The sequence below is a fragment of the Pseudoalteromonas sp. MMG006 genome (genome assembly GCF_018101025.1).
Lineage (GTDB): Bacteria > Pseudomonadota > Gammaproteobacteria > Enterobacterales > Alteromonadaceae > Pseudoalteromonas.
This window is the reverse complement of the sequence record NZ_JAGJEJ010000018.1, coordinates 67,938-81,171: the sequence shown is the minus strand read 5'-3', so window position 1 is coordinate 81,171 and position 13,234 is coordinate 67,938. Positions and strand designations below refer to the sequence as shown.

Annotated in this window: 12 protein-coding genes; 11 read left to right on the top strand and 1 reads right to left on the bottom strand. The window is 38.2% G+C overall.

The genetic code is table 11. The features are described 5' to 3' along the window. Positions 1-105 precede the first annotated feature (105 nt). Positions 106-372 (top strand): DksA/TraR family C4-type zinc finger protein, encoded by a 267-nt coding sequence (locus J8L73_RS15610; protein ID WP_211018432.1) that lies wholly within the window; start codon positions 106-108, stop codon positions 370-372. Positions 373-408: 36 nt separating this feature from the next. Here the strand turns inward: J8L73_RS15610 and gloA are convergent, their stop codons facing one another. Further along, a complete protein-coding gene (gene gloA / locus J8L73_RS15605; protein ID WP_211001745.1) occupies positions 409-810 on the bottom strand; it encodes a lactoylglutathione lyase in 402 nt (133 codons plus the stop codon). 749 nt (positions 811-1,559) lie between these two features. On the opposite strand from gloA, the gene J8L73_RS15600 reads away from it, so the two are divergent. The 10 genes from J8L73_RS15600 (at position 1,560) to J8L73_RS15555 (ending at position 13,068) form a co-directional block, all read left to right on the top strand. Next, positions 1,560-2,438, top strand: coding sequence for an NAD(P)-dependent oxidoreductase (locus J8L73_RS15600; RefSeq protein WP_211001744.1), 879 nt, complete (start codon positions 1,560-1,562; stop codon positions 2,436-2,438). Positions 2,439-2,581: 143 nt separating this feature from the next. After that, positions 2,582-4,843 carry a polysaccharide lyase 6 family protein gene (locus J8L73_RS15595; protein ID WP_211018430.1) on the top strand — a complete coding sequence of 754 codons (2,262 nt, stop codon included), beginning with the start codon at positions 2,582-2,584 and terminating at the stop codon, positions 4,841-4,843. 5 nt (positions 4,844-4,848) lie between these two features. Then, a complete protein-coding gene (locus tag J8L73_RS15590) occupies positions 4,849-7,062 on the top strand; it encodes a heparinase II/III family protein (RefSeq protein WP_211018440.1) in 2,214 nt (737 codons plus the stop codon). 5 nt (positions 7,063-7,067) lie between these two features. Next, positions 7,068-7,412, top strand: a complete 345-nt coding sequence (locus J8L73_RS15585; protein ID WP_024609426.1) for a cupin domain-containing protein — start codon at positions 7,068-7,070, stop codon at positions 7,410-7,412. Between the two features lie 3 nt (positions 7,413-7,415). Further along, a complete protein-coding gene (locus tag J8L73_RS15580) occupies positions 7,416-8,723 on the top strand; it encodes an MFS transporter (RefSeq protein ID WP_211018429.1) in 1,308 nt (435 codons plus the stop codon). 73 nt (positions 8,724-8,796) lie between these two features. Beyond that, positions 8,797-9,729, top strand: a complete 933-nt coding sequence (locus tag J8L73_RS15575) for a sugar kinase (protein WP_211018420.1) — start codon at positions 8,797-8,799, stop codon at positions 9,727-9,729. A 56-nt stretch (positions 9,730-9,785) separates the two neighbouring features. Next, positions 9,786-10,403: a bifunctional 4-hydroxy-2-oxoglutarate aldolase/2-dehydro-3-deoxy-phosphogluconate aldolase gene (eda, locus tag J8L73_RS15570; RefSeq protein ID WP_211018418.1), complete on the top strand. Its 618-nt coding sequence runs from the start codon at positions 9,786-9,788 to the stop codon at positions 10,401-10,403. Between the two features lie 14 nt (positions 10,404-10,417). Beyond that, complete coding sequence (fbaA, locus tag J8L73_RS15565; protein WP_211018416.1) at positions 10,418-11,497, top strand: class II fructose-bisphosphate aldolase; 1,080 nt, start codon at positions 10,418-10,420, stop codon at positions 11,495-11,497. Beyond that, positions 11,497-12,459: a class 1 fructose-bisphosphatase gene (locus J8L73_RS15560; RefSeq protein ID WP_211018414.1), complete on the top strand. Its 963-nt coding sequence runs from the start codon at positions 11,497-11,499 to the stop codon at positions 12,457-12,459. Before fbaA ends, J8L73_RS15560 begins: the two co-directional genes overlap by 1 nt. 426 nt (positions 12,460-12,885) lie before the next feature. Continuing rightward, positions 12,886-13,068: a hypothetical protein gene (locus J8L73_RS15555; RefSeq protein WP_211018412.1), complete on the top strand. Its 183-nt coding sequence runs from the start codon at positions 12,886-12,888 to the stop codon at positions 13,066-13,068. Positions 13,069-13,234: the final 166 nt, after the last annotated feature.

Below are 13,234 nucleotides of genomic sequence, written 5' to 3'. Positions count from 1 at the left end.
TCCAAAAATCCAAAAATCCAAAAATCCAAAAATCATTTATTCAGCACTAATAAAGCATTCCATTGCTAGCATAAAACTAACCTATTATTATTTTAGGAGATAATTATGGCCAGTGGATGGGCGCGAGATGGCGCAATTCAAGATCAAATTGACGCGAGTGTTAACGATGCTGTGCAATATGCAAGGCAAAACTTAATATCTGGGGCCAGCGCTGAGTATTGTGATGAGTGTGATTGTAAAATCCCTCAAGCGAGAAGATTAGCTTTGCCCGGGGTGAGGTATTGTGTTTCGTGCCAAAGCGAGCTTGAGGCTCAGGGTAAGAAATTGAATGGCGTCAATCGTCGTGGCAGTAAAGATAGTCAATTACGATAAAAGGTGCTTAATGGCACCTTTTATTTTATTAAATTATTAAAACTCACTCATATTTTCTTTTTTCTGAATAAGTTCTATTGAATAACCATCAGGGTCTTTAACGAAGGCAATTTCAGTTGTGCCGCCTTTTACAGGGCCTGGTTCGCGACTCACATTACCGCCAGCAGCTTTTATTGCATCACATGCTTTGTAAATATCATCAAATTCAATAGCGATATGTCCGTAAGCATTACCTAGGTCATAGTTATTCTCATCCCAATTATATGTAAGCTCTAAAACGGTATTACTTTCTTCTTTTCCATAACCAATAAAAGCGAGAGTGTAGCGATACTCCTCGTTTTGAGAGCGGCGGAGCTCCTGCATACCTAATACTTGTGTATAAAAGGCAATCGATTTATCTAGGTCGGCTACACGTAACATGGTATGTAATAAGCGCATTTTAATTCCCTCGTTATTTTTAATTTAAAACCTTTTATTAAACAGTAGCTACTAAATTAAAGCGATTTAGCAATTGCTATAAAGGCATTTAAACCATTCACGTTAAACAGTGACGGTTGTTATATCGCACCTAATGGAGCGTTACTTAATATTATAAATACACATTTTATTCTTTTTGAAAGCTTTTGTAATCTATATCGTACGCACAAGCTAAATATAAATAGAAGCTTCAAATCGCTCATACATACAATCTCTAAAACAAAAATTGACTAAGACTAGTCATTATAAATGAGCAATTTTAAAGTCAGTCAACAAGGTTTTATATATTTTGGTAATGATATGATGACTATTGGTCAACCCATTGGTAGAAAAAAAGTAACAATATTGCTAACAAAAAATGACTATGAAAATAAGCTTTTTATCGGCTTAACCTACTGAAATTAATGGTAAATTGTTTTTTGTGTTAAAGCGGTTACTAAATTAGCTAATTTACTTGGTTAACTTATTGGTTGACAAAAAACATGTATGGTAATACAGTTTTTGCATACCAATTGGTAAGTTGCTTGGTTTGAGTGAATACAATGTATTGGTAATTAATCAGAGTTACATTTTTGCACAGGTTAATTAATAAAATAACTCAAGCTAAAATATACTCTACAAATTGAAACAAAAGACACAGCGTATTTATTTATAGAGTAACTTTTACTCGTAATCATAAAAGTATGCGCCAACATATTTAGGAGTTATTCATGTCAAAACCTGTCATCGGTTTCATCGGCTTAGGCTTAATGGGCGGCAATATGGCCGAAAATTTACAAAACAAAGGCTATGAGCTAATTGTTATGGACCTTAGCAAAGATGCGGTTGCAGCATGTGTTGCTAGAGGCGCAAAAACAGCAAGCACTGCAAAAGAGCTGGCTGAAGCTTCAGATATTGTTATGTTTTGTCTAACAACATCAGCTGTTGTTGAAAAAATTGTCTACGCAGAAGACGGTATCTTAGCTGGTATTAAAGAAGGCGCAGTATTAGTTGATTTTGGTACTTCTATTCCATCATCTACTAAAAAGATTGGCGCTGATTTAGCAGCTAAAGGTGCAGGCATGATTGATGCTCCTCTAGGTCGTACTCCTGCACACGCTAAAGATGGTCTATTAAACATCATGGCTGCTGGCGATATTGATACATTTAATAAAGTTAAACCAGTACTTGAAGATCAAGGCGAGAACGTATTTCACCTTGGTGAGCTAGGTGCAGGTCATACTACTAAGTTAATCAATAACTTTATGGGTATGACAACGGTATGTGCAATGTCACAAGCTTTTGCAGTAGCTGATCGTGCGGGCGTGGATCGTCAGCAACTTTTCGACATTATGTCTACTGGTCCTTCAAACTCACCATTCATGCAATTTTGTAAAAACTATGCGGTTGACGATGTTAGTGACCTTGGTTTTTCTATTGCTAATGCGAACAAAGATTTAGGTTACTTCCTTCAAATGGTTGAAGACTTAGGTACTGAATCAAAAATTGCTGAAGGTTCATCAGCTAACCTACAAGCCGCATTTGATGCAGGCATGGGTCAAGGCAACGTACCAGAGATCTTTGATTACTTTAAACAATTAAATAAGTAATAAAGACTCAATATATGGCGCTTAACTATTTAGTTTAAGCGCCCACACACACTATCGATTGACGAGATTTAGTCTGCTTTGTACAAAAAACATATTTAAATATTCATAGAGCCTAATTCGAGTCACAATATAAAGAGTTAACTATGCGTTTTACTAACACAATAAAGCTAAGCTTAGTTCTCATTGGTTGTATATCTACACAATTAACAGCCAAAGATTATTTTGTAGATGATAAGCAAGCTTTCAGTGATATATCTTCTAACTTAGTCGCTGGCGACAAAGTAATCCTTAAAAATGGTACATGGTCTGACTTCGAAATCCTACTTGAAGGCCAAGGTACAAAAAACTCTCCTATTTTATTAACCGCAGAAACAAACGGCAAAGTAATTTTATCTGGGCAATCAAACCTAAGACTTGCCGGTAAATATTTAGAGGTTTCGGGTTTAGTATTCAAAAATGGCTACACACCAAGTGCTGCCGTTATTGAATTTCGTAAAGATAAAAACCAATTAGCCTATAACTCACGTGTAACTGAAGTCGTAATCGATAATTACAATAATCCAGACAAACGCGAGTCAGATTACTGGGTTGCGCTATATGGTCAGCATAACCAGTTTGACCACAGTCATTTAGTTGGCAAGCGTAATAAAGGGGTGACTGTTGCAGTTCGTTTAAATACAGAACAAAGCCAGAAAAATTACCACAAAATCGATAATAACTTTTTCGGTTACCGCCCTACATTTGGCTCAAATGGTGGCGAAACACTTCGCATTGGTACCAGTCATTACTCATTAACTGATTCACACACATTAGTAGAGAACAATTATTTTGAACGTACTAATGGTGAAGTAGAAATTATTTCAGTCAAGTCTGGCAAAAATATTATTCGTAATAACGTATTTTTTGAAGCGCGCGGTACGTTAACGCTTCGACATGGTAACGGTAACCTTATTGAAGAAAACATTTTCTTTGGTAATGGGGTAGATCACACCGGTGGTATTCGCGTTATTAATAAAGACCAAATTGTTAAAAATAACTACTTACAAGGTTTAACGGGGTACCGTTTTGGTAGTGGTTTTACAGTAATGAACGGTGTACCAAATTCATCGATAAACCGTTATCACCAAGTAGAAAACGCAACCATTGAAAATAATACATTTGTAAATGTTCAGCACATACAACTTGCTGCCGGCAGTGACGCTGAACGCAGTGCTGCTCCTAAAAATAGCGTCATGAAAAACAACCTCATTATTAACCAAAATAAGCAGCAGCCGTTTACTACATTTGATGATGTAAGTGGTATTGCTTTTAGGAATAACGTTGCAAACACTAAAGTACTTGATGAGTTAGCTTATGGTGTAAAAACACAAACTGTAGCGTTAACTAAAGCGAGCAATGGTTTGCTTTATCCTGAATCTACTAAGATTAAAGTGGGTGCAAAACGAGACTTAAAAGTACTTAAAAAAGAAGATACAGGTGTGAGCTGGTATCCAAAAGTACCTGCCTTAGTTAAATTTGATTCAGGAAAAACGCATACTGTAAAAGCTGATGCAAATGCCTTGTTAAAAGCGATTGAAAGCGCTCAATCAGGCGATACTTTAGAGCTTGAGAGTGGCCAGTATGATGTATCAAAGCTTGTTCAAATAAATAAAGTACTTACTTTAAAAGCTAAAAATGTAGGCCAAGCAAAGCTTACTTTTCAGCGCTCTACATTATTTGAAATTCACGACGGTGGGAGCTTAAAGCTCGATGGGCTTAGTATTTCGGGTGAAAATGCACCAGATGCTATTAATAATAGCGTTGTGCGTACTAAAAAGTGGGGCATGATTGAAAACTACCGCTTTGAAATGCATAACTCTAAAATCACTCACTTAGATATTAATCACTCGTTTCACTTTTTTGTTACTGGCAAAGGTGCGATGGCTGATGAAGTTGTGCTAACAAGTAATACATTCGATAACGTAACGGGCAATATAATTAGCCTTAATACCGAAATTGAAGACTTAGGTATTTATAACGCTGAATACGTAATTGTAAAAAATAATACATTTAACAACGTGGATGGCGCTTTGCTTAAGCTTTATCGTGGTGGTAGTGACGAGAGTACGTTTGGCCCACACCTTCAAATGAGCAATAACACACTAAACAACGTAGGCCTTGGTAAGCGTAATAAAGAGCAAGCAAGCGTATATGTTCACGGCGTTCAAGTTACCAACATCAGTGACAATCAGTTTGTTGAATCGGCTCCAATAGTCGTAGAGCATACTGTGGGTGAACCTAAAACACAGATATTAAACAATACATTTAATGCTACAAAATCTCCAAGTGTTAAAGAACTGAGAGTAAAAGGCCCGCACACAGCGATAATAAAAAACAATAAAACGACAAACAAGAAGGCGGGGTAATAATGATGAAAGTACTTAAACGTCTAAAAAGTTTCAAAATCGCGTCTTTAGCAGCGACCTTACTTTTATCTTTAGGAGCACATGCAGCGCACCCTAATTTAGTTATTACAACCGACGATGTAAAGTTGATGCGCCAAGCTATCAGCTCACATGAAAATGGAAAGTTTGCACTCGCTTATGACACTTTAAAAGCGCAAGTTGATGAGCAAATGGCACAGCCAATTACTGTACCGGTGCCAAAAGATGGTGGCGGGGGCTACACCCATGAGCAACACAAAAAAAATTATCAACTTATGTACAGCGCAGGTGTGATTTATCAATTAAGCCAAGATGAAAAATACGCAAATTATGTGCGCGACATGTTGCTTGAATACGCTGAGCTTTACCCTACGCTAGGGTTACACCCAAAGCGTAAAATGAATTCTCAAAATCCAGGTAAGTTTTTTTGGCAAAGCCTAAATGAAGCAATGTGGCTTGTATACACGATTCAAGCCTATGACTTAATACATGACTCGCTAAGTGATGAAAATAAAAAAGTAATAGAAGACGATTTACTTCGTCCTGTTTCATTGTTTACGTCAGTAGGTCAGCCTTCAACATTTAATAAAGTGCATAACCATGGTACTTGGGCGACTGCAGGTGTGGGTATGGCAGGTTATGTGTTAGATGAACCTGAATGGATAGAAAAATCACTTTATGATTTAAAAAAATCTGGCAAAGGCGGATTTGTTAAGCAGCTAGAAATGCTGTTCTCGCCTCAGGGTTACTATAATGAAGGGCCTTACTATCAGCGCTTTGCCTTATTGCCGTTTGTTACTTTTGCAAAAGCAATTGAAAACAACGAGCCGCAAAGAAAGATCTTTGATTACCGTGATGGGATCTTACTAAAAGCAATCGATACCACTATTCAGCTTAGTTACAACGGTTTGTTCTTCCCAATTAACGACGCTATAAAAAGTAAAGGTATTGACACGATTGAATTAGTGCAAGGTGTTACCGCTGCGTATGGTTTAACTAACGATGCAGGTTATCTGGACATTGCTAAGTATCAAGATCAAGTCGTTCTTACGGGAGACGGTTTAAAGGTTGCTCAAGCGCTTGATAACAAAAAAGAAACGCCATACATATTCAAATCTGTTGCCTTTGGCGACGGTAACGATGGGAAGCAGGGCGCTTTAGTTGTTATGCGTACTGAGGTAGGTGGCGATCAAGCACTTTTGTTTAAACCTGCTGCACAAGGTTTAGGTCATGGCCACTTTGATAAGCTTACATGGCAGTTTTACGACCATGGTAACGAAATCGTCTCTGATTACGGCGCAGCACGCTTTTTAAATGTAGAAGCTAAGTATGGGGGCCGTTATCTTCCAGAGAACGAAACCTACGCTAAACATACTGTTGCGCATAACACCGTTGTTGTAGATGAAACATCTCACTTTAATGCCAATGTAGAAGTAGGAAATAATAACCATCCTACGCTTAACTTTTTTGAAACCAATGAGTTTGGCACTGTCGCAAGCGGTGAAATAAGCACAGCTTACAAAGGGGTTGAACTAGAGCGTACTTTAGCACTTGTTAACTTACCAGAACTAGAAAGCACTGTTGCACTTGATGTGTTCGATGTAGATGCAAATAAAGCGCATCAATTTGACTTGCCTTTACACTATAAAGGTCAATTGATTGATACTAACTTTGGCTTACTTGCTAATACAAATCAGCTCAAAGCACTGGGTGAGAGCAACGGTTATCAACACCTATGGTTAAAAGGACAAGCTACGCCTGAAAAGGGGTTAGCAAAGGTGACATGGTTAAATGACAATGGCCGTTTTTATACGCAAACAAGTCTAGTTAACGGTGATGAATCATTTCTATTTACTCAAATAGGCGCAAATGATCCTCACTTTAATTTACGTAATGAAAACGGTTTTGTACGTCGTGTAGAAAAACAAAAGCAACATACATTTGTATCGGTGCTAGAGCCACACGGTGAGTACAATCCAAGTAAAGAATATACATTAGAAGCTGTTAGCCGTGTTTCAGATTTAAAATACAGCACACAAGGTGATGTGGTACTTGTTGAACTAAACGTAAAAGATACACCTTATTTAGTTGCAATTAACAAGTCACAAAGCTCAGCTAAAAACAATTTCACATTTCAAAATAAAGCATTCACCTTAAATGGCCGTCTTGGCGTTTATGCGTTGAAGAATACTCAGGAGTAAACAGGATGCAAAAGCAAAGCGCACATTTTTCATTTGGTAACGAAACCGAAATTGAAGACTTAGGAAATGGCCTAAAACGCCAAATGCTTGGTTATAACGAAGAATTAATGGCTGTTAAAATTTGGTTTGAAAAAGGAGCTATTGGTTATAACCATGCTCACAGACACTCTCAAGTAACTTACGTAGTTGAAGGTGAGTTTCACTTTAATATTGACGGCGTAACTAAAATCTTAAAACCAGGTGATAGCTGCCTAATCCCACCATTTGCAGATCATGGTGCTACTTGCCCAACTGGCGGTATTTTAATTGATACCTTTAGCCCGGCGCGTGAAGACTTTCTTGAGGATTAACCTATGAAAATTCAAGGCTTACGCTGGTGGGTTATAGTGCTAATTGCACTTGCTACCATTATTAACTACATCGACCGTCAAGCACTTAGTGTTTTATGGCCTGACATTGTAGAAGAAATGTTTCCTGATGAGTCTGCATTAGAACGTAAACAAATTTACGCAAATATATCGATTGTGTTTGTGTTTGCTTATGCATTTGGCCAAGCCATATTCGGTAAAATATTTGACTGGGTGGGTACCCGCCTAGGTTTTGTGTTGTCGATTGGTGTGTGGTCGTTAGCGACTATTGCTCATGCTTTTGCACAAGGTGTTTTAAGCTTAAGTATTTTCCGCGCAATCTTAGGTGTAGCTGAGGCGGGTAACTGGCCGGGCGCAGCTAAAGGTAATGCCGAGTGGTTCCCTACAAAAGAGCGTGCGCTTGCACAGGGTATCTTTAACTCAGGTGCTGCTATTGGTGGCATTATCGCAATACCTTTAATTGCTTATCTAACAGTATATTTTAGCTGGCAAATGGTGTTTGTATTTGTGGGTGCATTGGGCTTTTTATGGTTAGTTCCATGGATTATTTTAGTTAAAGCACCACCAGGTTCACATCCTTGGATATCAGCTGAAGAGCGTGAGTACATTTTAACAGGCCAACGTCGTGTTGATGACAATGGTGATGTTACAAATGATGAAGGTGAAGAATATAACCCATCTACTGGTGAGCTACTTTCTCGTAAGCAAAGTTGGGGTGTAATTATTGCCTCTGCAGCAATTGACCCTATTTGGTGGTTATTCGTTTTTTGGATTCCAATTTATCTAAATGAAGTATATGCAATGGATGTTAAATCTATAGGTATATACGGCTGGGTACCTTACGTAGGCGCAATGTTTGGCGCATGGTTTGGTGGCTTATTGGCGCAGAACCGCTTAAAAGCAGGTTGGAACACAGATAGAACACGTAAGCTTACTATTACGCTTGGTTGTTTAATTATGTTGCCTTCATTATTAGCAATGGCAAACCCTGGTGGACCAACAACTGCAGTAATTATTATGGCTGTTATTTTATTTGGCTTTCAAACGGCAATTGGTAACGTACAAACCTTACCAAGTGACTTATTAGGTAAAAAAGCAGTAGGTACCTTGTCTGGTTTTTCTGGCATGGCGGCTAAGCTAGGTGCAGTGGGCCTTACATCTTTAGTACCAATATTAACTGCTGACGGTAATTATGCGCCTGCATTTATTATTGGTGCATCGCTTGCCATTATTGCTATGGCTGCTGTTTGGATTCTTATTCCAAAAATTGAACCTCTAAAAAAGCCTGATTAATCTGAAAGGAACTGCTATGCCTACACAACAGTGCTTGCGCATAGCAGTTTATTACAAAGGATAATTTCCCAAAATGAAAAATATTTACTTTATGGGTGAGTGTATGGTGGAGCTTAGAGCAATGAGCGCTGCGACGTTACACCAATCATTTGCAGGCGATGTTTATAATTCTGCCGTATATTTAAAGCGTTGCTTTCCTGAAGTAGCAACATCCGTTGTAACTGCTTTAGGCCAAGACAACTTAAGTAAAAAAATGTTAGAGCGCTTTGAAAGTGAACAACTAGATACTCAGTTTGTATTTGCTCACGAAAGCAAAGTACCGGGTATGTACTACATAGAAACAGATGCTTTTGGCGAGCGCAGCTTTATTTATTGGCGCAGCGATTCTGCAGCTAAAAAAGTAGTTAGTTTTTTAAATACAGACGTTGTGAAACAGATTTCACAAGGTGATATGTTTTTCTTTTCCGGCATTTCACTTGCTGTAATTGATGAAAATGCGCGTGAAGATTTTTGGCATGTAGTAAAACAATTAAAAACTGCAGGCGTAAAAATAGTATTCGATCCTAATTACCGCGCTCGTTTGTGGAATAGTGTTGATGAGACTAAAACGCAGTACGACCTAGCATTTGGTCTTGCTGATGTAACGCTGCCAGGCGTTGAAGATTTAACAACCCTTTACGATGTTCACAGTGTTGAAGACGTTATTGAATATTTAAAAATATATAACATAGACGAAATTATCGTTAAAAATGGCCCTGAATCGGTTATTACCCAATTAGACAACACACTTCAAAGTCACACAATAATACCTGTTACTAATGTTGTTGATACAACATCAGCAGGGGATGCTTTTAATGGCGTTTATTTAGGCGCTCGTTTATCTGGCAAATCTATTGCTGATGCAGTACAGCTTGGTGCTAAAGCCGCAGGGACTGTTATTCAACAGCCTGGCGCAATTGCTCCAAAAGATGTTTTTCAGCTTGCAATGGCTAAAGCTGGCATTTAATAAATTTATAGGCCGCTTATCTCGGCCGCACTACTTAAAAATAAAGGAACAACGTTATGACTCGCTTTTCTGAACTTATGTCAGGGCAAACACTGCTACCTATAATTCAAGCTGATACGCCAGAGCAGGGTGTACAAATTGCTAAAGCAATGGCAGATGCAGGCCTTACATTAGTAGAAGTTGTGCTTAGAACAGAAGCATCTTTAGATGCTTTAAAAGCAATAAAAGAGCAAGTGCCTGAGCTTAAAGTTGGCGCAGGAACAGTTATTAACGAAACTATTTTACAGCAAGCTATAGATGCGGGTTCTGATTTTATTGTAACTCCAGCAGTATCTCCTAAACTTTTAAGTGCACTTACAAAGTGTAACGTGCCTGTTTTACCTGGTGTATCAAACACAGGGGATATTTTGATGGCGCTTGAATATGGCTTTAAAGAGCAGAAGTTATTCCCTGCATCGCTTGCTGGTGGTGCGCCATTTGTTTCTGCTGTATCAAGCGTTTTTAGAGAAGTTAGTTTTTGCCCAACGGGTGGCGTAAGCGAGAAGAATAAAATGGATTACCTATCTTTAAGCAACGTGTTTGCAGTAGGTGGAACATGGGTCGCTAAGAAAGAGTGGGTCAAAGAGCAAAACTGGCAAGCAATCACTGACTCGTGTATTGAAGCTATAAAGTAAGAAGGAATCTAACAATGGAACATTTAGCCTCGGCAATACTGCCTGGCGTAATAGTTGGTGACGAAGTAAGTGTGGTATATGAACATGCTCGTGCTAACCAATATGCCTTACCTGCCGTTAATGTTGTAAGTACAACTTCAATTAATGCTACCCTAGAAGCAGCAAAAAAAATGAGCTCGCCAGCCATCATTCAATTGTCTAATGGTGGTGCGCAATTTTTTTGTGGTAAGGGCTTAGTGTTGCCAGATCAGCAAGCTGCTGTGCTTGGTGCTGTGAGCGCTGCTCGTTATGTCCATGCTGTTGCTGCACATTACGAGGTACCCGTAATGCTGCATACCGATCATGCAGCTAAAAAATTGTTACCTTGGATAGATGGTTTACTTGATGAAGGTGAAAGACACTTTGAATTAACTGGTAAGCCGCTATTTAGTTCACACATGATCGATCTTTCTGAAGAATCTCTTGAGGAGAATATAGAAATATGTGAGCGCTACCTAGCACGCATGGCTAAAATTGGAATGACGCTTGAGATAGAGTTAGGGTGTACTGGCGGTGAAGAAGATGGTGTTGATAACTCTCACCTAGATAGCTCGGCCTTGTATACGCAACCTGAAGATGTTGCTTTTGCTTATGAGCGATTAAGTAAAATTAGCCCTAACTTTATTATTGCCGCATCGTTTGGCAATGTTCATGGTGTGTACAAGCCTGGCAATGTTGTACTAACGCCAAGTATTTTAAAAGATTCTCAAGCTTACGTATCAGATAAGTTCAACCTGCCTAATAATTCAATTAACTTTGTGTTTCATGGTGGTAGTGGTTCTGAATACAGTAAAATTGCAGAATCATTAACTTATGGCGTAGTAAAAATGAATATCGATACTGATACACAATGGGCGTGTTGGAATGGTATTTTAGATTACTACAAAGATAAGCAAGCTTACTTACATGGTCAGATTGGTAATCCTGATGGCGATGATAAGCCAAACAAAAAATATTACGACCCACGTGTATGGCTTCGTCACTCTGAGCAAAGTATGGTCACAAGACTCGAACAATGCTTTACCGATCTTAATTGTATAAATAGGTACAATTAATGAAAAGATTAAATACAGTTCTTAAAGAAGACGGTGTAGAAACCGACCTTATTTTACTTATACGTACTATTTTAGCGACATCAAAAGAAATTGCTTTTAGAGTAAGCCAAGGCGAACTGGCTGGCGTTTTAGGTTCAACGCTAAACGAAAATGTCCAAGGTGAAGTACAAAAAAAATTAGATGTAATTGCTAATCAACTTTTGAAAGATATATTAATAGACGACACATTAGTCAAGTCTGTAGCATCGGAAGAAGAGGATCATGTAGTAGGGGCCCACCCTGATGGTAAATTTATAGTTGCTTTTGACCCTCTCGATGGTTCATCAAATATTGATGTGAATGGCCAAATAGGTACCATATTTACAATTTACCCAGCGCGAGATGATGTTGCCTATGACAGTGATGAGCAATTTAATCAGCCAGGTACTAACCAAGTTTGTGCTGGCTATGTTTTATATGGCCCATCGTCATTACTTGTAATGAGTACGGGCGGTCCTACGCGATGCTATACGCTGGATTCTACTCATGGCGGGTACTTGTTAACTAATAAGCAGTTAGATGTACCAAAACAAAGCAGAGAATTTGCAGTCAATATGGCAAATTACCGCTACTGGGATGAGCCAACACAAGTGTATTTTGATAAATTGCTTTATACCTGCGAGAGCTTTGAAAAAAGCTCAATGCGCTGGAATGCAGCAATGGTTGGTGATGTTCACCGTATATTATGCCGTGGCGGATTGTTTTTGTATCCTCAAGACAAGCGAAGCGGTAATGATAATGGTAAAATAAGATTACTTTACGAAGCAAATCCACTTGCGTTATTAATGGAAAATGCCGGTGGTAAAGCCACCTCTAGAGGTAATCGGATTTTAGATATCGCTCCGTCTAGCTTACATCAACGAGTGCCTGTTGCTATGGGCTCACAAGAGCCCGTTGAGTTTTACAACAATACATTTAAATAGATAAGCACTGACCTTACGTTAAAGTAGGACGAAAATTTCTCCTGCTTTAACTTTTCAACCATTGACATGAAATTATAACTCCACTTAGGCAGCTACAAAAAATTTTACTACGGCTATAACCCCTTTTATTATTTTTTTCCTCTTTCACTCCAATACCCATAAAGAACAACTCAAACTTTGTTAATTTCAAATTAGTTAAAAAATAAAGTTTAAGTGACAACTGTAAATTACCTTAGTTAATTAAATGTTTTTTATTGTGGTTTAATTGGTCAGCACACTGACAAAAATTTATTTGGATATGGCTGTATTAACAATTTTCAATTTCTTTAGACTTTAAATAAGTTGGTAAGAACTTTCGGGTGTTTTTTAACACATCAAATAACTAGCCAAATATAAAAAACATAAAGTCGCTTAGTGATAGTCTCCATGAAATTAAAACACTTCGCATTTTGTAATCCTGATGGTATATCAGGCCATGTTACTAATGCTATACAGTTGGTGAAGCCAGTGATGGGGCACATAGATTTACTTATAATTGTGTATGGCCTTCACATGGGTGATAGCGTAATAAATGAATCTCATATTCTCAATCCAATTGCTAATGACTGAGTAAAGAACCTGCAGAAGACGAACCTACTGCTGAAAATACACTCTTTTTAGGCTTATTTTATCCGAAGAGACCTGATAGTGATCAGGCATTTAAATACGCCTGTGATTTAATAAACCACAACCACTCAGTATTTAGCAATAACTTTGGCTTGTAGATAGTCGAGTT

What these genes read in the sequence shown, in the direction of transcription:
- J8L73_RS15610 (WP_211018432.1), top strand. Translation starts at nt 106, where the DNA reads ATGGCCAGTGGATGGGCGCGAGATGGCGCAATTCAAGATCAAATTGAC.
- gloA (WP_211001745.1), bottom strand. Translation starts at nt 810, where the DNA reads ATGCGCTTATTACATACCATGTTACGTGTAGCCGACCTAGATAAATCG.
- J8L73_RS15600 (WP_211001744.1), top strand. Translation starts at nt 1,560, where the DNA reads ATGTCAAAACCTGTCATCGGTTTCATCGGCTTAGGCTTAATGGGCGGC.
- J8L73_RS15595 (WP_211018430.1), top strand. Translation starts at nt 2,582, where the DNA reads ATGCGTTTTACTAACACAATAAAGCTAAGCTTAGTTCTCATTGGTTGT.
- J8L73_RS15590 (WP_211018440.1), top strand. Translation starts at nt 4,849, where the DNA reads ATGAAAGTACTTAAACGTCTAAAAAGTTTCAAAATCGCGTCTTTAGCA.
- J8L73_RS15585 (WP_024609426.1), top strand. Translation starts at nt 7,068, where the DNA reads ATGCAAAAGCAAAGCGCACATTTTTCATTTGGTAACGAAACCGAAATT.
- J8L73_RS15580 (WP_211018429.1), top strand. Translation starts at nt 7,416, where the DNA reads ATGAAAATTCAAGGCTTACGCTGGTGGGTTATAGTGCTAATTGCACTT.
- J8L73_RS15575 (WP_211018420.1), top strand. Translation starts at nt 8,797, where the DNA reads ATGAAAAATATTTACTTTATGGGTGAGTGTATGGTGGAGCTTAGAGCA.
- eda (WP_211018418.1), top strand. Translation starts at nt 9,786, where the DNA reads ATGACTCGCTTTTCTGAACTTATGTCAGGGCAAACACTGCTACCTATA.
- fbaA (WP_211018416.1), top strand. Translation starts at nt 10,418, where the DNA reads ATGGAACATTTAGCCTCGGCAATACTGCCTGGCGTAATAGTTGGTGAC.
- J8L73_RS15560 (WP_211018414.1), top strand. Translation starts at nt 11,497, where the DNA reads ATGAAAAGATTAAATACAGTTCTTAAAGAAGACGGTGTAGAAACCGAC.
- J8L73_RS15555 (WP_211018412.1), top strand. Translation starts at nt 12,886, where the DNA reads ATGAAATTAAAACACTTCGCATTTTGTAATCCTGATGGTATATCAGGC.